The 20,099-nt window shown below is 57.8% G+C and carries 14 protein-coding genes; 9 read left to right on the forward strand and 5 right to left on the reverse strand.

Annotation, left to right across the window (positions count from 1 at the left end):
* Nucleotides 1-45: 45 nt before the first annotated feature.
* Both LG294_RS03660 and LG294_RS03665 read right to left on the reverse strand, forming a co-directional pair.
* Nucleotides 46-1,887 (reverse strand): AMP-dependent synthetase/ligase, encoded by a 1,842-nt coding sequence (locus tag LG294_RS03660; protein WP_404289600.1) that lies wholly within the window; start codon nt 1,885-1,887, stop codon nt 46-48.
* A 70-nt stretch (nt 1,888-1,957) separates the two neighbouring features.
* Nucleotides 1,958-3,568 carry a dolichyl-phosphate-mannose--protein mannosyltransferase gene (locus LG294_RS03665; protein ID WP_404289602.1) on the reverse strand — a complete coding sequence of 537 codons (1,611 nt, stop codon included), beginning with the start codon at nt 3,566-3,568 and terminating at the stop codon, nt 1,958-1,960.
* A 67-nt stretch (nt 3,569-3,635) separates the two neighbouring features.
* Between LG294_RS03665 and rsmI the strand changes: the two genes are divergently transcribed.
* Nucleotides 3,636-4,496, forward strand: coding sequence for a 16S rRNA (cytidine(1402)-2'-O)-methyltransferase (gene rsmI, locus LG294_RS03670; RefSeq protein WP_404289604.1), 861 nt, complete (start codon nt 3,636-3,638; stop codon nt 4,494-4,496).
* Between the two features lie 138 nt (nt 4,497-4,634).
* On the forward strand, nt 4,635-6,122 hold the full coding sequence (locus tag LG294_RS03675) for an NAD-dependent succinate-semialdehyde dehydrogenase (protein ID WP_404289606.1): 1,488 nt from the start codon (nt 4,635-4,637) through the stop codon (nt 6,120-6,122).
* A gap of 98 nt (nt 6,123-6,220) precedes the next feature.
* On the opposite strand, the gene LG294_RS03680 is transcribed toward LG294_RS03675, so the two are convergent.
* From LG294_RS03680 to LG294_RS03690, 3 genes are read right to left on the reverse strand one after another with little or no spacing between them, the layout of a single operon-like run.
* The gene (locus tag LG294_RS03680; RefSeq protein WP_404289608.1) at nt 6,221-8,629 is read right to left on the reverse strand and encodes a transglutaminaseTgpA domain-containing protein; all 2,409 of its coding nucleotides are present in this window, start codon (nt 8,627-8,629) and stop codon (nt 6,221-6,223) included.
* A complete protein-coding gene (locus LG294_RS03685; protein ID WP_404289610.1) occupies nt 8,626-9,957 on the reverse strand; it encodes a DUF58 domain-containing protein in 1,332 nt (443 codons plus the stop codon). Before LG294_RS03685 ends, LG294_RS03680 begins: the two co-directional genes overlap by 4 nt.
* Nucleotides 9,958-9,960: 3 nt before the next feature.
* Nucleotides 9,961-10,923 (reverse strand): AAA family ATPase, encoded by a 963-nt coding sequence (locus tag LG294_RS03690; RefSeq protein WP_404289612.1) that lies wholly within the window; start codon nt 10,921-10,923, stop codon nt 9,961-9,963.
* 203 nt (nt 10,924-11,126) lie between these two features.
* Between LG294_RS03690 and LG294_RS03695 the strand changes: the two genes are divergently transcribed.
* The 7 genes from LG294_RS03695 to LG294_RS03725 all read left to right on the forward strand — a co-directional run bounded on the left by LG294_RS03695 (nt 11,127) and on the right by LG294_RS03725 (nt 20,040).
* The gene (locus LG294_RS03695; protein ID WP_404289613.1) at nt 11,127-12,074 is read left to right on the forward strand and encodes a TatD family hydrolase; all 948 of its coding nucleotides are present in this window, start codon (nt 11,127-11,129) and stop codon (nt 12,072-12,074) included.
* A 271-nt stretch (nt 12,075-12,345) separates the two neighbouring features.
* Nucleotides 12,346-13,536, forward strand: a complete 1,191-nt coding sequence (locus LG294_RS03700; RefSeq protein WP_404289615.1) for a transglycosylase family protein — start codon at nt 12,346-12,348, stop codon at nt 13,534-13,536.
* A 99-nt stretch (nt 13,537-13,635) separates the two neighbouring features.
* On the forward strand, nt 13,636-14,517 hold the full coding sequence (gene rsmA, locus LG294_RS03705; protein ID WP_404289617.1) for a 16S rRNA (adenine(1518)-N(6)/adenine(1519)-N(6))-dimethyltransferase RsmA: 882 nt from the start codon (nt 13,636-13,638) through the stop codon (nt 14,515-14,517).
* 2 nt (nt 14,518-14,519) lie between these two features.
* Entirely contained in the window at nt 14,520-15,452 is a 933-nt protein-coding gene (locus LG294_RS03710) for a 4-(cytidine 5'-diphospho)-2-C-methyl-D-erythritol kinase (protein ID WP_404289619.1), read from the forward strand.
* 101 nt (nt 15,453-15,553) lie between these two features.
* Nucleotides 15,554-16,924 (forward strand): NAD(P)/FAD-dependent oxidoreductase, encoded by a 1,371-nt coding sequence (locus tag LG294_RS03715; protein ID WP_404289621.1) that lies wholly within the window; start codon nt 15,554-15,556, stop codon nt 16,922-16,924.
* Between the two features lie 524 nt (nt 16,925-17,448).
* Nucleotides 17,449-17,676, forward strand: a complete 228-nt coding sequence (locus tag LG294_RS03720) for a heavy-metal-associated domain-containing protein (protein ID WP_404289623.1) — start codon at nt 17,449-17,451, stop codon at nt 17,674-17,676.
* Nucleotides 17,677-17,748: 72 nt separating this feature from the next.
* Nucleotides 17,749-20,040, forward strand: coding sequence for a heavy metal translocating P-type ATPase (locus LG294_RS03725; protein ID WP_404289625.1), 2,292 nt, complete (start codon nt 17,749-17,751; stop codon nt 20,038-20,040).
* Nucleotides 20,041-20,099: the final 59 nt, after the last annotated feature.

A 20,099-nucleotide genomic window follows, 5' to 3' on the forward strand; every position in this document is an offset into this window, starting at 1 on the left:
GCCGTGCTGTGCACGGTGCCCGAGGTTTCGCTATTCCAGGGCCAATCAGCGACGGTATAGCTCTTGTACTTCAGAGACAAAATCTTCTATTACCTGCTGGCGTTTAAGCTTTAGCGAGCTGGCCAAATGTCCGGAAGCCTCGGTGAACTCAGCCGGAAGAACCACAAATTTTCGAATTGATTCAGCCTGGGAGACCGTCTGATTGGCGGCGTCGATATAACTTTGCACCTCGGACAGCACGCTCTCATGCAGGGACGCTTCGGCAAGCGTCAGCTGCCCCATCTCGCGGGACTTCGTCCATAACATCAGCTCTTCGGCATCTAGCATTACCAAGGCCGCGATAAATGGCTTGTTCTCACCAACCACAACGCACTGGTCCACAATCCGGCCAGCCCGGACCATCTCCTCTAGCGGACCGGGGGAGATATTTTTGCCCCCTGCCGTGACGATCAGCTCTTTTTTACGTCCGGTGACCAAAAGGTAGCCGTCCTCATCTAGGCGCCCAGTATCTCCTGATCGAAAGTAGCCATCCGCGGTGAATGCCCCGGCACTGGCTTCTTCATTGTGGTGATACCCCGCAAACACTCCGATGCCCTTGACGAGGATCTCGCCGTCATCAGCGATCTTGATGCTGGTCCCGGGAAGCGGACGGCCCACGGTACCCACTCGATTGCGCTGAGCTTGATTCACGGTGGCAGGTGCCGTGGTTTCGGTGAGTCCGTAGCCTTCGACCAGCTGGATGCCGGCGCCACGGAAGAAATGCGCCAGATCCTGGTTAAGGGCGCTGGCTCCGGAGATCGCATACCCGCACTTGCCGCCAAAGACTGCGCGGAGCTTTGGATAGAGCACCCTATCGAAAAATAGGTGGCGAACCCGCAATGACAAAGACATCCGAACCTTTTCGCCACGGGATTTCGCATCCCGGATCTTGGAGAATTCAATAGCTGTCAGCTCGGCGCTGCGGAACAAATCGGCCTTGCCAGCTTGTTCGGCCTTAGTTAGTGCCGTGGTGCGGATCTTTTCAAAAACTCGGGGGACAGCCAGCAGAAACCCTGGCTTGACGGCGTTCAGGTCTTCCACCAGAGTCGCGGTCGAATTGCTATGAGCGATGATTGCACCGCCGTGGATGCAGACTTGCTGGACCGCGCGAGCCAAGACGTGCGCCAGCGGCAGGAACATCAACGTGCGGCGACGTTCACCGAGTACCTCTCGCATGTGCTCGGCGAGGTTGTAGGCGACTAAAGCGAAGTTCGCGTGGGTGATGTTGCATCCCTTGGGCCTCCCGGTAGTTCCCGAGGTGTACACGAGGGTAGCCGTGGTTTCCAGATTTAAGCTCGCACAGGCGGCCGAGATTTCTTGTTCGGTGATTTTTGCTTCATCAACCAGAATCTGCTGCAGTCCTGCAGCGGGGATCGCCTCCGGATCCGCGGTGTGCGACCCCTCAAAGAGGTGAATGGAAACCGTCTCTCCGAGCTGGGCTGCAGCCCGGCGAACATTGGCGCGTAGCTCATGGTCCTCCGCGAAGATGACCCGTGCTCCGGAATCGCGCAAGATCCATTCGATTTGGAAGGGACTTGAAGTCTCATAAATAGGTATTGAGATTCCGCCGGCAAACCAGATAGCTTCTTCCGCCAGCGCCCATTCATAACGGGTGCGCGAGATGATGGCTACCCGATCGCCGGGTCGCAATCCGTCGTTGATCAGCCGGGACGCTAGTCGTTTCACATCCCGCAAGAAATCCTGGGCGCTGACATCTCGCCACCCAGAAGGGCGTTGGACCATGAACAGGGTGTCGTCTGGCGAGGTGGCGACTCGGTCCAGCAGCAGTGTGGTTGCGTTGACCTGGGAGTCGAGGTCGTGCAGGAGCTCGACGTGCAGTTCGTGCATGGAAATCCTTTGAATTCGTTCGAGGTTGGGTGACGCAGCTCATGGCGTAGCGGCCCCTCCACGCAAGAATTTATCCCCAGCTAGGGATCCACACGTGCATGCGATAGTACTCATCCGAGGTGAGTTCTCCGGACCATACCGACCAGAAAAATGCCGAGACGACAAGGAGCAATGCTATTGAGAGGGCCACGATGATGATCCTTGATCGATAGGCCACATCGGAGCGCGGTTCGCGGGGAATGAACCTGCCAATCATATAGGTCAATGCGAGAACCATGAACGGCACCAACGGCAGGGTGTAGAAGAAGAACATCGTGCGTTCGGGGTACATCAGCCAGGGAAGGAATCCTGCGGCAACGCTCGAAAGCAGTGCTCCGGCACGCCAGTCACGCGCTCCAAGCCACCAGAAGACCAGCATGATCATGCTCAGCGTGCAGGCCCACCACATCACCGGGTTGGGCATGTCCATGATCACTTCGGTGCAGCGATCTATCGTGCAACCATTCTGCCCGTTATCGTAGCCTTCAAAGTACATCAGCACCGGGCGCCCGGAGAAGAGCCACGTCCATGGCGAGGAAGCCCAACCATGTTCCGAATTCAGTCCGGTATGGAATTCGTAGCTAGCCTGATGATAGTGCCACAGGCTGCGCAGGGTCTCGGGCAGCCACAAAATTCCCTCGCCGGGGTTCTCGACGGCCCACTGCCGGTAGCGTCCGCCGGCGGTGCTGAGCCAGCCGGTCCACGTGGCAAGGTAAGTCAGGAACACTATCGGCATCATGGTGAAGAACGAGTAGATTCCGTCACGAACTAACGCGGCCGATTGCCATCGCTGAATTCCAACGGTGCGACGTGCACCGAAGTCCCAGAGCACCGCCATCAGGCAGAACACCGCGACGAAGGTCAGTGCGGACCATTTGATGCCAACCGCGCAGCCGAGCATCATCGCTGCGATGAGCCGCCAAGGTCGCCACCAGAGCACGGGGCCGAAGATGAGCAGGAATTCGTTGGGCCTGTTCCCGGCGGGTACAGAGATTTTCCTGGCGAGCTGAGTTCGCCCGTGGACCCGGTCCTTGAGCAGCGCATAGAAGGCGGCCAAGACGAAGAACATCAAGAAGATGTCCAGCAACGCGGTGCGCGACATGACGATTGAATGGCCATCAATGGCGATCAACAATCCGGCGATACCCGCCAGCAGATGCGAGCCGAAGAGCAAGCGGGCGCATAGGGTGGTCAGCAGCACCGCGAGCGTACCGAAGAGTGCGGTGGCGAAACGCCATCCGAACCCGTCAAATTCGCCAAAGAGCATCATGCCGAATGCGATGAGCCATTTGCCCAGCGGTGGGTGCACCACGAAGGAAGCGGTATCTTTCAGCTGCGGATCGCCGGCGACAAATTGTTCGTTTGATTCGTCGACCCATTCCATTTCGTATCCGAAATGCAGGAGCGAGTATGCGTCTTTGACGTAGTAGGTCTCGTCGAAGATCAACATGTTTGGGTGGGCCAGATGCACAAAGCGCAGCAGACCGCCGAGAACAGTCGTCACCAGCGGAATAATCCACATCAACGCACCCGAGGGTGCTGAAACCGGTAATAACCGTTGTTTGAGGCTCTCAAAGGTGAAGGCAACGCGCGCGGAACGCACGTGCCCGGTATCTGGGGTCTTCGCTGCAGTGGTGCTCATCGTTGTTCATGCTACCGGCGTAACCGTGAGAATGTGTGCTTTTGGTACTTCGCGTAGGCTAAAGGATGTGCAGAACTCAGATAATGAGGGCGTAATCGTCCTGGGCGCCACCCCAATTGGCAACTTGTCCGACGCTTCGCCGCGGCTCCGCGAAATGATGGAAAGCGCCGACGTGATCGCCGCCGAGGACACCCGCAACTTTCATCACCTTGCCCATGCCTTGGGGATTAAACCCGCCGGAAGGGTGATGAGCCTGCATGAACACAATGAAGCCCATAAGCTCGGCGAAGTGATCGAGCTGGCTCGCGAAGGGGCCACCGTGCTAGTCGTTTCGGATGCCGGGATGCCTGCGGTCTCTGACCCGGGCTACCCTTTGGTGGCTGCGGCCATGGAAGAAGGCATTCGGGTTACTGCGGTGCCTGGGCCTTCGGCGGTGCTGACCGCACTGGCGCTTTCAGGACTTCCCACCGGCCGTTTCACCTTCGAGGGGTTCTTGCCGCGGAAAACCGGTGAACGGCGCAAACGCCTAAATGCATTGCTTCATGAAGAACGCACGATGGTGTTCTTCGAAGCCCCACACCGGGTTGCTGACTTCTTAGCCTCAGCAATCGAAGCATTCGGCCCGGAGCGCCAAGCTGCGGTGGCCCGTGAGCTGACCAAGAAATTTGAAGAAGTTCGCCGCGATGAACTCGGCGTCCTCAAAGCATGGGCCGATGAAGGCGTCCGTGGTGAGATTGTCGTGGTGATCTCCGGCGCTTCCGCCCCGGAAGCTGCCTCCATTGAGGATCTACTCCCCAAAGTCGACACGCTGGTTGCCGACGGGGTGCGCATGAAACAGGCGGTTGCCGAAGTCGCCGAAGCCGCCGGAGTGAAGAAGCGAGACCTCTACGAAGCGGTTCTCGCAGAACGTCACGAAGCGAAAAAATAACCGAAATCGCTTAGGCTGAATGCACAATGAAACAACGAGTTCGTGGTGCACTAGGCGATTTACAGCCTATCGAAACCAGCGCTAGCGTTGTGATCAACGAAGATTCCTTTCATTTACAACTTTCAGGAGAACCGCGTTATGTCGATTACCGCTGAACGCGAAGCAGAACTGCTCGCCAAAGTACCCACTGGACTGCTTATCAATGGTGAATGGCGAGATGCCTCGGATGGTGGCACCTTCGACGTACTTGATCCAGCCACCGGTGAAAAACTGGCTACGTTGGCCAGCGCCACAAGCGAAGACGCAATGGCGGCATTGGACGCAGCCGACGCGATTCAGGCCGAATGGGCGCTGACTGCTCCCCGTGAGCGCGCTGAAATCCTGCGCCGAGGTTTTGACCTGGTCACCGCGCGCGCCGATGATTTTGCGTTGCTGATGAGCCTGGAAATGGGCAAGCCACTGGCCGAGGCCCGCGGCGAAGTTACCTACGGTGCAGAGTTCTTGCGCTGGTTTTCCGAAGAAACCGTGCGCCACTATGGCCGTTACGTCACCACCCCGGAGGGCAAGAACAAGGTTCTGGTTCACCACAAGCCGGTCGGCCCATGCCTTTTGATCACCCCATGGAACTTCCCTCTGGCAATGGCCACCCGCAAGGTCGGCCCGGCAATCGCTGCAGGCTGCACCATGGTGCTCAAGCCAGCAAAGCTCACCCCGCTGACTACCCAGCTATTCGCCGCCACCATGATGGAAGCCGGGCTTCCAGCAGGTGTGCTGAACGTGGTTTCGGGATCCTCCGCATCGAAGATCTCCGGCCCGCTGATGCAGGATGATCGTCTGCGCAAGGTGTCCTTCACCGGTTCCACCCCGGTCGGCAAGCAGCTGATGAAAGATGCTGCCGACAAGGTGCTGCGCACTTCGATGGAATTGGGCGGCAACGCACCATTCCTGGTCTTCGAAGACGCAGACCTGGATGCAGCCGTCGAGGGTGCAATGGCAGCGAAGATGCGCAATATGGGCGAAGCCTGCACCGCGGCGAACCGCTTCCTGGTACATGAAGACGTTGCCGAGGAGTTCATCGCGAAGTTCTCGGACGCCATGAAGGCGCTGAAGACCGGACGCGGAACCGACCCATCGTCCACCGTCGGCCCATTGGTCGAGGAGAAGGCTCGGGACGAGGTCCACGCACTGGTGACCGATGCCGTTGCACAGGGCGCCATCGCAGTGACCGGAGGTGCCCCGGTAGATGGTCCAGGCTACTTCTACCAGCCAACTGTGTTGGCCAACGTTGCCAACGATGCAAAGATCCTCACGCAGGAGATCTTTGGCCCGGTCGCTCCGGTCACTACTTTCAAGGATGAAGCGCAAGCGATTCGTCTGGCAAACGCGAGCGAATACGGCCTGGCCTCCTACATCTACTCCCGTGATTTCAACCGGATGTTCCGCGTTTCGGAGCAGATCGAATTCGGTCTGGTTGGCTTTAACGCCGGCGTCATCTCCAACGCCGCCGCACCGTTTGGCGGCGTGAAGCAGTCGGGTCTTGGCCGCGAAGGCGGCGCCGAGGGACTCGGGGAATACACCACCGTGCAGTACATCGGCATTGCCGACCCATACGCACCAGTAAAATAATTTCGGCAATCAGGAGCCGCTAGCATTTAGCGGTCAGCATTACGGCCTTGGGCCCAGCATCTTCAAGGTGCTGGGCCCGAGGCTGTTAACTTCGCAAATTAGTGTGCGCTGCTGAACCGGTTTGCCTCGCGCAGTTGCCGCTCGCGCAGGGAAGCTGGGAAACAGAAGGCAAGCACGCGTTCAGCGCCGCGTAGCTCGCGGTGGAGCTGTACTGAAAGTTGTTCCAGAGCGGCAACCAGTTCGGTGCCTTGTTTCGTGTCCGGGTGGCGATGAGCGTAGAAGCTTGCCTGTATTCCTTCGCGTACCAGCGTGAGGGGCACGGAAAGCTGTTGATGATTCTCGGCTAAGCGCAAGGTGAAGTCGCTGACCGATTCATGCTCACCGGCGGGGCTGCCGGCGTCTGCCCCTACAGCACGCAGTTCATCCCATAATGCTTGTGCGCTACCGGCGCCACCTGAAATCACCCGTTCAATCCTGCGGCGACGGAGCCGCGCACGCTGCCATGGGAAGGCCGCAAGTACTAATGCCACTACCAAGATTCCGAGTAGGGTAAACCAGCCATAATTATCTGCCTGCGCCGAGTTTTGTTCCGGCGCGTTGGCTGCGGGGCTTTCTTCGGCCTGCGGATCATTAAGCTCTGGGGCGCCAGAAGGGTTTAGCTCCTCCGGGACCTCTTGCGGCGCACCGCTCGGCGTTGCCTCGGGTGCGTAATCCGGTGCCTGTCCTTGGCCAGGTGTCGGTTCGAAAGGAACCCAACCGATCCCCGGGAGGAATAATTCAGGCCACGCATGAGCCTGTTGGCCAGTGACCGCATATTCGGTGAATTCCGTATCAGGGGGCACACTGCGGCCGATCCCAGTGCCATCGGCCAAGTCGGATGCCTTGAACTTCTCGCCGGTTGGCTCGCCGGGGGCGTAACCGACCACGATGCGTGAAGGGATTCCGGCCGCTCGTGCCAGCAGAGTCATTGTGGAAGCGAAATGCACACAGTACCCTTGGCGGCGTTCTAGGAACGCCTTAACCACCTGGCGATTAGCTCCGTCATAGCCCTCGCGCAAAGGCGTACGCTCGGAATAACCGAAGGAAGAGGAACGCAGGAAGTCCTGAATTGCGACGGCCTTATCGAAGTCGTTCGCAGGTATGCCTCGTGGGCCGTAGGCTTCGGCGAGCGTCTGGCGCAGCAATTGGTCGAATTCGCCGTCGAGGTCCTCGGGCATGGAGAGATTTACGCTGTCCTGCTGGGATGTCGGCCCGCCGCCAAAATAGCCAAGGTTGCGGGCCATTTGCGAGCTCAAATTCATTTGCGTGTGCCCCACTGTGACTTGGCTTGTTTCAGCCATCGCATCCCCGCTGAGGCGAGCCACCGAAGTCTGCTTGGTCCAGTTCCAGGAACCGTTGACGCCGGTGACAAAAAAGCTGCGGTCTGGCAACGGCAGGCTCGGGTTGGTGACTTGAGCCTCCCAGTTCAATTGAGTAAGTTCGGGGGTGCCGTTGAAAATATCTGCATCGGTGTCCATCGCGGTATCCCCAAAATACGCGGATTGGAGCAAACCTTCACTCGGTTCCCAGCGGGTCGCACTCAGATCTTCGATAATCGAGGTACGCAGATACACCGGTTCGTCCGAGCTGGTGCGATAGGTGAAAGCGACACTTCCATTATTAGCCCTCAGATCTCGGCCCAGATTGAGCAGCGGGTCAACGTTGCTAGCTAGGAGGTCCCCTGAGGGGCGCGTGCCTTCAGGCAGCATGCCGTTGCGAAATCCCGGCATGAACAAGCTGCTGAGAATCATTGCGAGTGCGCACACGCCGGCGGTGGCGGCGAGAATTCCTAGTTGTCGTTTTGCCGGAAATCTCGCGCTGGCATGTTCGGAACGAAAAACATAGGGGAGCAAGGCGAAGTAGCCAAACAACGCCAGCATCATCAGCACTATATATCCAATGCCTGCCCCTTCTTGCTTGAATAATGAAGCGATCACCGGAGAGAAGCACAGGGGCATGATCACCAGCGGCGCTAGGCGTTTGAAAGACGCGAGCACTTCCACCACGAGGCTCAGCGCGACAGCGAGCAAGAGCAGTACGAACTCGACATATCGTGAGTAGGCCACCGGGGGGACCTGAGTGGAGAACTGTACGGAGGCTTCGGCGACTACCGCGCCGAACCAATCGATGAGCCCCACGGAGGTGCGATTGGTTTGCATGGTGTGATGACCCAAGACAGCACCGATCGCCACGAGCAAGGCAACCGGCAATGCCGTCCAGTGCCAACCACGGATGCCGCGCAGTACACCTGCGCTGCCATGAATAAGGATGACTGGCCATATTAAGGCTCCGAACCAGGCCCCGCCTTGGACGACTCCGCTGAGCGAGGCGAAGCCTGCGAGCATTGCAAGGCTGAGGCATGCGGCTGCTAGCGATCTCGCGTACAGATGATGCGTCCTCGGATTTTTGGGACCAAAGCCGGAATCGCTGGAGTTTGGGGCTGGCCGCTGGACGACTGCGGCGCTCATGACTGCGACCACAATTCGTTGATGTCAGTGTTTGCCGCCAAGAAATGTATTTTCCACCCGGTCTGGAGCAGCCGTTGCTGTACTTCGTGGTAACGCTCTGGGTGGGAAACCAGCAGGAACAGTTCGACATGGCGAACTGAACGCGCCAGCGTTGCCAGCCAAGCGGCCTGATCGGTTCGGAGTTCTCCAAGGATCATAATGACGGGTTCGTCGCGAAATCCCAGCAATAGCTTGCGCAATCCTTCGCCGAGAATTTCCGGCCCTTCGGTGACGTTAGATGGTGGGCGAAGCGCCATTTCGGCGCTCGCGGCATGAAGGTCTTCAAAACCGGCTTGGGCGGAAGCGCCAGATAGGGAGAGACTACCGGCTTGGAGCAGTTGTTCCCCTGATAGTTCTCGAAAGAGCAACTGGTAGCCGTTGGCGGCGTAGCGTTGGCCGATACTGCACGCTAGGGAAAGCGCGGTTTCGAAACGTCGGCTGCTTTGTATCGGAGGACCGTCGCCGTGCGGGATTCCCAAGCGCAGGTCCGCGCCATTCGTATGCCAGTGCTCAAAAGTCCTGTCAAAGACCAATAGTGCCTGTGCGGTGGCTACGTGGTTTTCTTGACGCACCATGAGCTTGCCCTGCCGTGCGGTGGCTTTCCAATGGACTTGCCGGATCGAGTCGCCTTGTTGATAGTCACGGGTGGCCACGTCGTAGTAGTCGGCGGTGGTGCTGCGGGAGAACTTTGCATCACCAGTCAGCATCTTGTCGCCGAGCGAGGCGAAGCGCTCCAGCGGATGAATTTCTGCGCATACGGGTACAGGCATTGCATCTCCCGAATCGACTAGGCCGTCCACTAGGCCCAAGGGATCGGAGAGAATCTGTTTTGCCGGACCTACCAAATGGATTCCACGGGTGCGGAAGATGAGCTCGTAGACCTTCTCGCCGGGACCGGTGAATTCGGGTCCGGGCCCAAACTCGGCAGGAAGCGATTCTTGAACCTTGGCATTCTCCGAACATGACAGCTGCAACCTGGTGACGTCGCCGACCACGGGATTTGGGGTGAGCAGGCTGCGACTCAGCTTGGATTTATTGCGTAATCGCAGTACCAGCAACCAGCTGACGAGAGCCAATGTCAACAGTCCAACGCCTATGGCCATCATTTCGTGGCGGCCGAGGATGTAGGCCAAGAAAACTAGCAGGGCGCCGCTGACAATTGTTCCCCAGCCTCGTAAGGTAAATAGGTCCAGTTGGAATCGTCGAAGGGATGCGGGCGTTGAATCGGCGCGCGTCCACGTCAGTGCATCACGCGAGTCGAACCGCTGCGTATCTTCCAAGGAGCTCATCGCCTATCCGACTGGTGTGGCGGAAACAAGCTCCTGAATCAAAGCTGCGGGTTCCACGCCTTCAGAGAGCGCCCTGCGAGTCAGAATGAGCCGGTGCGAGAGCAACATCTCGGCAACTCCACGCACATCCTCGGGCAAAACATGATCTCGCCCGCTGATCGCTGCGTGAGACTTTGCAGCGCGGACCCATTGGACGAGCGCACGAGGTGAGGCGCCCAATGAAATATGCGGATGCTCTCGGGTTGCCCGGCCCAAATCAACGACGTAGCCACTCAAACGATCAGTAACAGTCACCTTTCTCACTTGTTCAATCATTTGCCGTAGTTGCCCTAGTTCAAGAACTGAGCGCAATGAGTCAAGCGGTTCTGCGACATGGTGGCTGGTGAGCATGGAAATCTCAGCCTCGCGATGGGGGTAACCCATGGAAATTCGACCCATAAACCTGTCCCGTTGAGCCTCCGGCAAGGCGAAAGTTCCTTCAGAATCTATGGGGTTCTGTGTGGCAACAACCATGAAGGGCTTCTGCAAGGGGTGGGTAATTGAGTCGACGGTGACCTGATGCTCTTCCATGCACTCAAGGAGGGCAGACTGAGTCTTTGCGTTTGCGCGGTTGATCTCATCCGCGATCACGATATTTGCAAAGATCGGGCCGGGATGAAAAGTGAACTTATGATCTTGCGGGGAGAAAACCGAGACGCCGGTAACGTCGCTGGGCAGTAGATCCGGTGTGAACTGGATACGGTGCACGGTTCCGTTCACGCTACGGGCCAAGGACTTGGCGAGCATGGTCTTGCCGACGCCGGGAACATCCTCGAGAAGTAGATGCCCTTGCGCGAGGAGCACCACGATGGTGTTCGTAATTGCTTCGGGCTTACCTGTGATGACTGTCTGCACAGCATCAAACATCCGTTGGTAATTCGAGCTAAACGTCGAATCCACCGAAGGGAGTGTTGGGTGGGCACTCATGCGCATCCTCCTGGCTGGGCAACTTATCGTGCCGAGGTTGTCGTTGACACGCTAAGCAAATCCCTTAACTTGTGTTCACATCATATGGGGTTCTTTTCTCCACTAATAGCTTCTAACTACGCTGATTCTCTTCCGGTGTCCCGGTGGTGGAAGAATCGGAGCCAGGAACTGACACTATTTAGCATGAAAGGCCCGGTGCGCAGATGAGCGAAGCCGATTTCTCTGGGATTCCCGACGGGTACCGTCCGGCAGCGGAGCTGATTTCTTCGCATTCCGGGGAACCCGCAGGCTCGGCTAAGGCGGAAAAGGGTGGAAACAAACGAAATGCCCGCTATCCGGAGGCACCCGCACCGCTGCCGGTACCGGTGATCGACAACCATACGCACCTGGATTTCCATGGTGGTTCAGTAAATGCCAGCGTGCAACAAGCCCTTAACGCCGCTGCCGCGGTCGGCGTGGAGGGACTGATCCAGGTTGGCTGCGACGTTGAATCGTCTAAATTCGCAGTGCAGGTCGCAAACGACTATCCGAATATCTTGGCTGCAATTGCTATTCACCCGAATGATGCCGCACGCCTAGCCGAACGGGGTGAGCTTGAACTTGCTATTGAGCAAATCGAAGCGTTGGCAGTAAACGAGCGAGTGCGAGCCATCGGTGAGACCGGCCTGGATTACTTCCGCACCGGTGAAGAAGGCCATCTGGCTCAAGAAACCTCGTTCCGAGAGCATCTCCGGATCGCGGTGGAACACGGCAAAGCAGTCCAAATTCACGACCGTGATGCACACCATGATGTGGTTCGGATCTTGAAAGATGCGCCGTTGCCTGAGCGCGTGGTTTTCCATTGCTTTTCTGGTGACGCGGAGCTTGCGCGGATCTGCAACGCTAACGGCTGGTACATGTCATTTTCGGGGACGGTAACCTTCAAGAATTCGACGGACCTCCAGCAGGCCTTACGCCTAGCAGACCCACAGTTATTGCTTGTGGAAACGGATGCACCATTCTTGACGCCGCACCCATTCCGTGGGCGTCCGAATGCGAGCTATATGATCCCCTACACCGTCCGCTTCATGGCGCAAACTAGGGGTGTTGAATTAGCTGGATTATGCGAGCAGATAGCCTCGAATACGGGTGCAGCGTACGGCGCATTGTAGTACCGCCGAGTGTGGTTTCCGACATATAAAGGTTGCGCCAATTATTACAATTCGGTTACGATTGCTGGAAAGCGTTGAGTTGCGAGCGCGCCTTGAGCCGGTCGCAGCATAAGGCGTTGCCATATTTCCGGGTAGCTTCAGGGCATCCGCAGATCGGGTGACGCGCAGGCCAAATTTTATACAGGCGGCATGGCCGCCAAGGTTGAGCAAGATTTACCGGGAGTATCTTCCTGGCGTTCGACCGACAAACGATGGGGATCTCACTACCGTGATGCACTTGCTCAAAAAAAGCTGGGTCAAATATCTGGCCCAAGCCGTGGCTGTCGCCGTGGTCATTGCCGGAGCCGTTTTTTATATTTCCGGCCAGAAGTCCGTGACCGTTGCCGTTGATGGTGACGAGCAGACTTTCACCACCCGCGCAGCTACTGTTCAGGATGCACTCGAGCAGGAAGGCATCAGCGTTTACGAACGCGACGAGATGAGCGTCGCTGCAAGTTCGGAGCTTTCCGATGAGCAGCGCATTGAGATCAGCCGGAATAAGTCGGTCCAGGTTAGCATCGACGGTACCGACCGTGTTGTGCACACCACCGGTATGACCGTAGCGGATGTCATGGATGAACTGAAGCTGGATGAAAAGTCCGAAATTTCCCTCGGCGAAGATATCGAGCTCGTCAGCCTCAGCGATGAAATTGAGATCATCACACCTAAAGATGTGACTCTGCTTGTCGACAAGAAGAAGCAGACCGTTTCGACCACCGCGCAGACCGTCAAGGAATTGCTCGATGAACAGAAGGTCAAGCTCGATAAGGACGACGAAGTCAACGTTCAGGTAGGTAAAGACACCGACAAGGACGCGAAGACCAGTACCAAAATCGAGGAAGACACCAAGATTGAGGTCATCGTCGTTTCGGTGAAGACTTGGGATGAAAAACGAGATATCGATTTTGATACCGAGAAGGTTGAGGATTCGAAGCTCGAAAAGGGCAAGACCAAGGTCAAGACCGAGGGTGAAAAGGGCGAACGAGAGCTAACCCTTCGCCAGGAAACCCGCAATGGGAAAAAGGGCGAGGAAGAAGTCCTGAAGTCCAAGGTCACCAAGAAGCCTGTCGCAGAGGTCATTCGGGTCGGAACCAAGAAGCCAGAATCAAGCTCGAACTCAGAGGGCTCGGATTCAAAGAGCTCAGACTCCAAGACCAAGGCTCCAACCGGAAGCATCTCGTCAACCTGGGCGGCATTGGCCAAGTGCGAGTCCGGTGGCAACTGGTCGATTAACACCGGTAATGGCTACTATGGCGGGCTGCAGTTCTCCGCTTCGTCATGGCGTGGAGCCGGCGGAACGAAGTACGCGCCGCTGCCTCACCAGGCCAGCCCACAGGAACAGATTGCAACTGCTGAGAAGTTGCGGGCTAACGGCGGATGGGGCCACTGGCCACACTGCTCGTCCAAGCTTGGACTGCGCTAAGCAGTAGAGAACTTTTGATGCGACGCGTCCACCCTATTCGGGTGGGCGCGTCGCGTCGCGTCAGCAGTCCTTGTGCGCTGAACTAGAATTGTAGGTGTGATGTCTAAGGAATCTTTGCCACTGCTTGGGGCTACCGAAATCCGTCGACTGGCCGAGGAGCTTGGGATTCGTCCCACGAAGACCCTCGGGCAGAATTTTGTCATCGACGGAAACACCATCCGTAGGATTGTGGCCACCGCGAATGTCTCCCCAGAGGAGACCGTGCTCGAGGTCGGACCGGGCCTCGGTTCGCTGACCCTCGGTATCATGGACGCCGCCGCAAAGGTGGTCGCCGTGGAGATCGACCCGCCGCTCGCGAAGCGGTTGCCGCATACCATGGCCGAACTCCGTCCAGGCCGTGAAGAGGATCTGACGGTGATCCTCAGCGATGCCATGAAGATCACCGAGCTTCCGGGTAATCCCACCGCGCTTGTCGCGAATCTCCCATATAACGTTGCGGTGCCTGTGGTGCTGCACCTGATGGAACATTTCGAATCCATTACCCATGGACTGGTGATGGTGCAAGATGAAGTCGCCGACCGGATGTGCGCGACGCCGGGAAGTAAGATCTACGGTGTCCCCTCGGTCAAAGGCGCCTGGTACGGCACCATGCGCAAGGCCGGGGTGATTGGCATGAACGTCTTTTGGCCAGCCCCCAAAATCCATTCCGGCCTGGTGGCATTCACCCGCGACAAGGATCGCAGCGACGCACCTGACCGCAAGGAAGTCTTTGCCATCGTTGACGCTGCGTTCGCCCAGCGCCGCAAGACGCTGCGCGCTGCGCTGTCCGGGTGGGCCGGATCCGGCGCTCGTGCCGAGCAGATCCTGCGCGCTGCAGGCATAGACCCGAAGGAACGCGGGGAGAAGCTGGACGTGGACGGATTCATCTCGATCGCCCGTGCGGCTCACACGGTGCCGGCGCTTAGCCAGACCGAAGACTAACGATGGCTAAACAACGCGTCATTGCCACCGCACCGGGAAAAATTAATTGCTATTTCCGGGTGGGTCCACCACGTGAGGACGGCTACCACGAGGTCGCAAGCCTGTATGTCGCGGTATCTCTGCTGGAGCAAATCGAAGCCACGCTGCGTGAAGACGGCGAACTGCAGCTGAGCCTAGAACCAGGCTCACCCGTAGTTGCCGATCCCGAAAATTTCCCACTGGGCCAAAGCAACCTCGTGTGGAAAGCTGCCGAGCTGCTACGCGAGCATACCGGTTGCACTTTGGGTGCAAACCTCCACATCACCAAGCGAGTGCCGATCGCCGGCGGGATGGGCGGCGGTTCCGCGGATGCCGCTGCTGCGCTCGTGGCCTGCAACGAGCTGTGGGGGACCGGGCTGGACCGTGAAGAGCTGGGCCGGCTTGGCGCCCGGCTCGGCGCCGATGTGCCTTTTGCGCTCATGGGCGGTGCGGCCATCGGCCTGGGCATCGGAGACAAGCTCGCCCCCTTGCTGACGCGTGCCAAGACGCAGTGGGTATTGATCCCGGCCAGCTTTGGCTTATCGACCCCGCGCGTCTATTCGATGCTCGACCGGCTGCGCGCCGGGCAGAGCGTTGAGGTTCCTCAAGAGGTTGATCCGCAGGTCATAAAAGCGCTGATGGAATCCGATTCCGAAGCTTTGTCGCAACTTCTAGTCAATGACCTAACTCAGGCATCTTTGGCGCTGGCGCCGGAGCTTGGGACCGTGCGGGATCTTGCCGAAGGCGCCGGAGCGCTACGGGCTATGGTTTCCGGTTCGGGGCCGACTTTGGCGTTGCTGGTCCGCGATGCCGATCATGCCGAGCAGGTGATGACGCAGCTTGGCGACGAGGTAGGGGTCGCCACCATGATGGTCAGCGCTCCGGCACCGGGCGCGCACGTGGAACTTTCCGAATAACTTTTTGTACCCTTGCCAGTGCTGGGCGCGTGACTCTAGAGTGATTTCGGAGCCATGAAGTGAGTGTGGTTCATTTATTCGTTGCAGAGCGAAGGAATCACATGATCAATGGTCACGTCTCTCATTGGTGGGAAAGCCTGGGAATGCCCACCCCTCGTGAAAGTCTGCGCGGATCCCATGCATTCGACGTGGCAATTGTGGGCGCAGGTTTTACTGGCCTGTGGACCGCCTACTACTTGAAGAAAGCAGCTCCAGGACTGCGCATCGCTATTTTGGAGCAGCGCCACATCGGGTACGGGGCATCCGGTCGGAACGGCGGCTGGCTGACCAACACCATTACCGGCGGGCGCGAGCAATATGTGGAATCCCATGGCCGGCGTGCGGTCGACGATTTTCAGTTGGCAATGAACCAGACCATCGATGAGGTGATGCGGGTTTGCGCCGTCGAGAAAATTGACGCTGACATCTTGCAGGGTGGCGAATTCGAGGTTGCATACAATCCCGCGCAAGAAGCGCGGCTGCGAGCCTTTGTGGCTGCTGAGAAGAATTGGAAGCATGCCGGAGTGCAGCTCCTGGAAAGCGCCGAAGCTGCACGGAAGATTAAAATCGCGGGCACCCTTGCCGCCGCCTGGCATCCGCATGCTGCCCGGATCCAACCGGCAAAACTAGTGAGCGGTTTGGCTCAAGCAGTCGAATCAATGGGCGTGGAAATATTCGAGAATACGAAGGTAAACGAGATCCGCTCTCACCAGTTGGATTTTGAAGGCGGCACCGTCGCCGCAGACTTCATCATCCGTGCGACCGAGGGATTTACTGCGGGGCTTAAAGGCCACAAGCGCTTATGGTTACCGATGAACTCTTCGATGATTGCTACCGAGCCATTGGATGCGGCATTCTGGGACGAAGTTAATTGGAAGCAAGGCGAAGTGCTTGGTGATTTCGCCCATGTCTACATGTATGCCCAACGCACTGCCGATGATCGGATTGCCATTGGTGGTCGCGGTGTTCCGTACAGGTTCGGGTCTCGGACCGACCTTGATGGGAATACGCCCGAAGCGACGGTTGCCGGACTGCGAAAAATCTTGCACGGACTATTCCCGCAAACGAAACAAGCGGCAATCGATCATGCCTGGTCTGGGGTGTTGGGAGTCCCGCGAGACTGGGCTGCAACTGTTGGCATGGATCCACGAACTGGAATCGGCTGGGCTGGGGGATATGTGGGTACCGGTGTAGCCACCACCAACCTCGCCGGACGGACACTGCGTGACCTAGTTTTAGGCCAAGAGACCGCGCTGACCAATTTGCCTTGGGTCAATCACAAGGCGCGGCAGTGGGAACCTGAACCGCTGCGCTGGATGGCCACCAAGGGGCTCTATGCCGCCTATGGGTTGGCGGACCGTGGCGAAGCCAAAGGTGGAACGAAGACCTCGCCCATTGCGCATATTGCGGATTTGGTGACGGGCAAGAAGTAAACGATTTGAATAGATGATCGTGGCAACCTGGTTTCCGTATCGTTGCTTCCCGGTGAGATTGCAAATCGTGAACTAGGTTTTTTGCAGGCTCTTTCGGCATGCTGAATGGAAGCTACTGTCCAGTGTTGTCTCGGCCTGGATCTCAAGAGATGTTGAGTCTTGATGTTGTTAGCGTATTGCCGAGCTCTTCGGATGTTCCGTCAAGTGTCATATTGAGAATCCTGCCAAGTTCAATACCCTATGGGGGTACTTCACCATACACCCTATAGGGGTATATGTTTAAGGTACGCAAAATGAGCTGGTCAATGTTGGCTGCATGAGATTCTGGCCGGATCGGTCTAGCGCAATGTTTCGCCCTGAAGGCTGAAACGGGCTGATTGTTGGATGAGTAGGGTTGTTCGATGCTGAAAAGATCCTTCACAGTCCCGTTAGGAGAGGAATTAATGAGCAACGATTCAGGCTGCTGCGGATGTAGTTCGAACGATGAAGACGCAAATAGCAAAACAACAAATACGGAGGACGTCATGAGCAACAACATCACCTTGAAAATCGAAGGCATGACCTGTGGCCACTGCGTATCCTCAGTGACCGAAGAACTTCAGGAGATCCCGGGCGTCAGCAATGTCGAGGTTGACCTCGTCGTCGGTGGAGCCTCTACCGCTACCATCGCCACCAACGAACCAGTCGCGAACTCGGCTCTCGAAGCGGCTGTCGTTGAAGCGGGCTACAAGCTCGTTTCCTCGGGAGCCTAAATCCCCACCCCGAGGCAGAGCCCACCAAGGTAAATGGGCCCGGTGCCGGAGGAGTGAGAAAGAAGTGGAATCATGAGTAAGGAAACTGCCTTCCCCGCCAACCAACGCGTCGTTGAATTGGATATTCAGGGAATGACTTGCGCTTCCTGCGTGGGTCGAGTCGAACGCAAGTTAGGGAAGCTAGAAGGCGTCGAGGCGCTGGTAAATCTTCCGTTGGAATCTGCTCGCGTGACGGTTCCTGAGGGCATTACGGACGAAGAGCTGATTTCAACGGTCGAGTCCGCCGGCTACAAGGCGAACCTCAAGGTTGACCAGTACGCTGAGCAGTCAGCCCGCTCCCAGACCGGGGCTGTGCAATCCGCCGACACGGCGAGATCCCTTGAGTCTCCGCGCAAAAACAAGCCTTCCGCACAAGCTGGCCAGGATCTGAAGAAACGTCTCATCGTCGGGGCGATTTTCACCATCCCGCTGTTCATTATTTCAATGATTCCCGGCGCGCAATTCCCACACTGGGGTTGGGTTGCGCTGGCTCTTGCCACGCCGGTGACGTTCTGGTCAGCGTGGCCGTTCCACCAGGCCGCGGCAATCAACGCGCGGCATTTCTCCTCCACTATGGACACTCTGGTATCCATCGGTGTACTTGCCGCTTACTTCTACTCACTGTGGCAGCTGATTGCGGATCCGAATATCACGGCCCACGTCGGCATGGCCATGAGCGAGCATGCGCTGTACTTCGAGACCGCGGGTGTTGTGGCGACGTTCTTGCTGCTCGGCCGCTGGTTGGAAGCCCGCGCTAAGGTACGAGCCGGAGACGCGCTGAAGACCTTGCTGGATCTGGGCGCCAAGGAAGCCACGTTGATCCGTGATGGCGTTGAAACCAAGATTTCAGCAGCCGAATTGATTCCGGGCGATGAATTCATTGTGCGCCCTGGCGAGAAAATTGCCACTGACGGTTTTGTTGTCTCAGGGCATTCAGCGGTGGATACCGCACTGGTCACCGGAGAATCGGTGCCCGTGGAAGTTGGTCCGGATGACACCGTGACCGGCGCAACTATCAACACCTCTGGTGCTCTGGTTATTCGAGCTACCCGCGTTGGCAAGGACACCACGCTGGCTCAGATGGGACGCCTGGTATCACAGGCGCAGACCGGCAAGGCTCCGATCGCCAGACTTGCGGACCGCATCTCCGCGGTCTTCGTGCCGATTGTACTGGTGATTGCGCTGACCACCTTCGTTCTGTGGTTGCTGATCACCGGTGACATGGGCTCGGCCGTTTCCGCAGCGGTGGCAGTGCTTGTCATTGCTTGCCCTTGTGCCTTGGGGCTGGCGACTCCCATCGGTTTGCTGGTTGGTACTGGACGCGGAGCGCAGCTGGGCATCTTGATTCGTGGACCACAGGTCTTGGAGGATACCCGCAAGGTTGACACTGTTCTGCTGGATAAGACCGGCACGGTGACCGAGGGTAACCTTGCGGTCGCCTCTAGTACTCCGGCACAGGGATTTGACGAAGAGTCGCTGCTTGCACTGGCCGGCGCTGCCGAATCGGGGTCTGAACACCCGATTGCCCAAGCAATTGTTGAAGCGGCACGCGACAATGCTCCCTTGGCCGTGGCTACCGGGTTCGTCTCCGCCGCGGGCGGCGGCGTGCGGGCAACGGTGGGTGCACAAACCGTGGTGGCCGGCCGTGAAAGCTGGCTTCAGGAGAATGGAATCGAACTCACCGCGCAGCAACGAGGGGATCTGGAAACCGCACAGCGCACCGGCGCTACCTCGATCATGATCGGCGTGGATGGCTCCTTCGCTGGATTCGTCAATCTAACCGACACCATCAAGGCCTCCTCGGCTGCCGCCATTGCAAGACTGAAGGAATTGGGGTTGCGTCCGGTATTGCTCACGGGTGACAACAAGGCGGTAGCTCAGCAAGTTGCCGCGAAAGTTGGTATCGCACCGGAAGACGTGTTCGCAGATGTCTTCCCCGAGGGCAAGGCCCAAGCCGTGCGCCAGCTGCAAGAGCAAGGCAGGGTAGTGGCCATGGTCGGTGACGGCGTCAATGACGCTCCGGCGCTGGCTCAGGCAGACCTGGGTATCGCGATGGGTTCCGGTACGGATGTCGCGATTGAAGCCGCGGATGTCACCATCATGGGCAATGACATCGACCAGGTTGCGCAGGCTATCGAGCTTTCCCGCAAAACTCTGGGAACCATCAAGGTGAACTTGTTCTGGGCATTTCTCTACAACACCGCCGGCATTCCGGTGGCGGCCCTTGGGTTCCTGAATCCAATGATTGCAGGTGCCGCCATGGCCGCGAGCTCGGTGCTGGTCGTTGCGAACTCACTTAGACTGCGTAGATTCGGTCGGAAGTAATAATAACGCTGGGTTTCGGTCCGAGGCCCATAGCGTAGGTGCCGGTGTTCCTCCTCAAA

Origin of the sequence: Glutamicibacter arilaitensis (genome assembly GCF_044793945.1) — a bacterium.
GTDB lineage: Bacteria > Actinomycetota > Actinomycetes > Actinomycetales > Micrococcaceae > Glutamicibacter > Glutamicibacter arilaitensis_B.

What these genes read in the sequence shown, in the direction of transcription:
- LG294_RS03660 (WP_404289600.1), bottom strand. Translation starts at nt 1,887, where the DNA reads ATGCACGAACTGCACGTCGAGCTCCTGCACGACCTCGACTCCCAGGTC.
- LG294_RS03665 (WP_404289602.1), bottom strand. Translation starts at nt 3,568, where the DNA reads ATGAGCACCACTGCAGCGAAGACCCCAGATACCGGGCACGTGCGTTCC.
- LG294_RS03675 (WP_404289606.1), top strand. Translation starts at nt 4,635, where the DNA reads ATGTCGATTACCGCTGAACGCGAAGCAGAACTGCTCGCCAAAGTACCC.
- LG294_RS03680 (WP_404289608.1), bottom strand. Translation starts at nt 8,629, where the DNA reads ATGAGCGCCGCAGTCGTCCAGCGGCCAGCCCCAAACTCCAGCGATTCC.
- LG294_RS03685 (WP_404289610.1), bottom strand. Translation starts at nt 9,957, where the DNA reads ATGAGCTCCTTGGAAGATACGCAGCGGTTCGACTCGCGTGATGCACTG.
- LG294_RS03690 (WP_404289612.1), bottom strand. Translation starts at nt 10,923, where the DNA reads ATGAGTGCCCACCCAACACTCCCTTCGGTGGATTCGACGTTTAGCTCG.
- LG294_RS03695 (WP_404289613.1), top strand. Translation starts at nt 11,127, where the DNA reads ATGAGCGAAGCCGATTTCTCTGGGATTCCCGACGGGTACCGTCCGGCA.
- LG294_RS03700 (WP_404289615.1), top strand. Translation starts at nt 12,346, where the DNA reads ATGCACTTGCTCAAAAAAAGCTGGGTCAAATATCTGGCCCAAGCCGTG.
- rsmA (WP_404289617.1), top strand. Translation starts at nt 13,636, where the DNA reads ATGTCTAAGGAATCTTTGCCACTGCTTGGGGCTACCGAAATCCGTCGA.
- LG294_RS03710 (WP_404289619.1), top strand. Translation starts at nt 14,520, where the DNA reads ATGGCTAAACAACGCGTCATTGCCACCGCACCGGGAAAAATTAATTGC.
- LG294_RS03715 (WP_404289621.1), top strand. Translation starts at nt 15,554, where the DNA reads ATGATCAATGGTCACGTCTCTCATTGGTGGGAAAGCCTGGGAATGCCC.
- LG294_RS03720 (WP_404289623.1), top strand. Translation starts at nt 17,449, where the DNA reads ATGAGCAACAACATCACCTTGAAAATCGAAGGCATGACCTGTGGCCAC.
- LG294_RS03725 (WP_404289625.1), top strand. Translation starts at nt 17,749, where the DNA reads ATGAGTAAGGAAACTGCCTTCCCCGCCAACCAACGCGTCGTTGAATTG.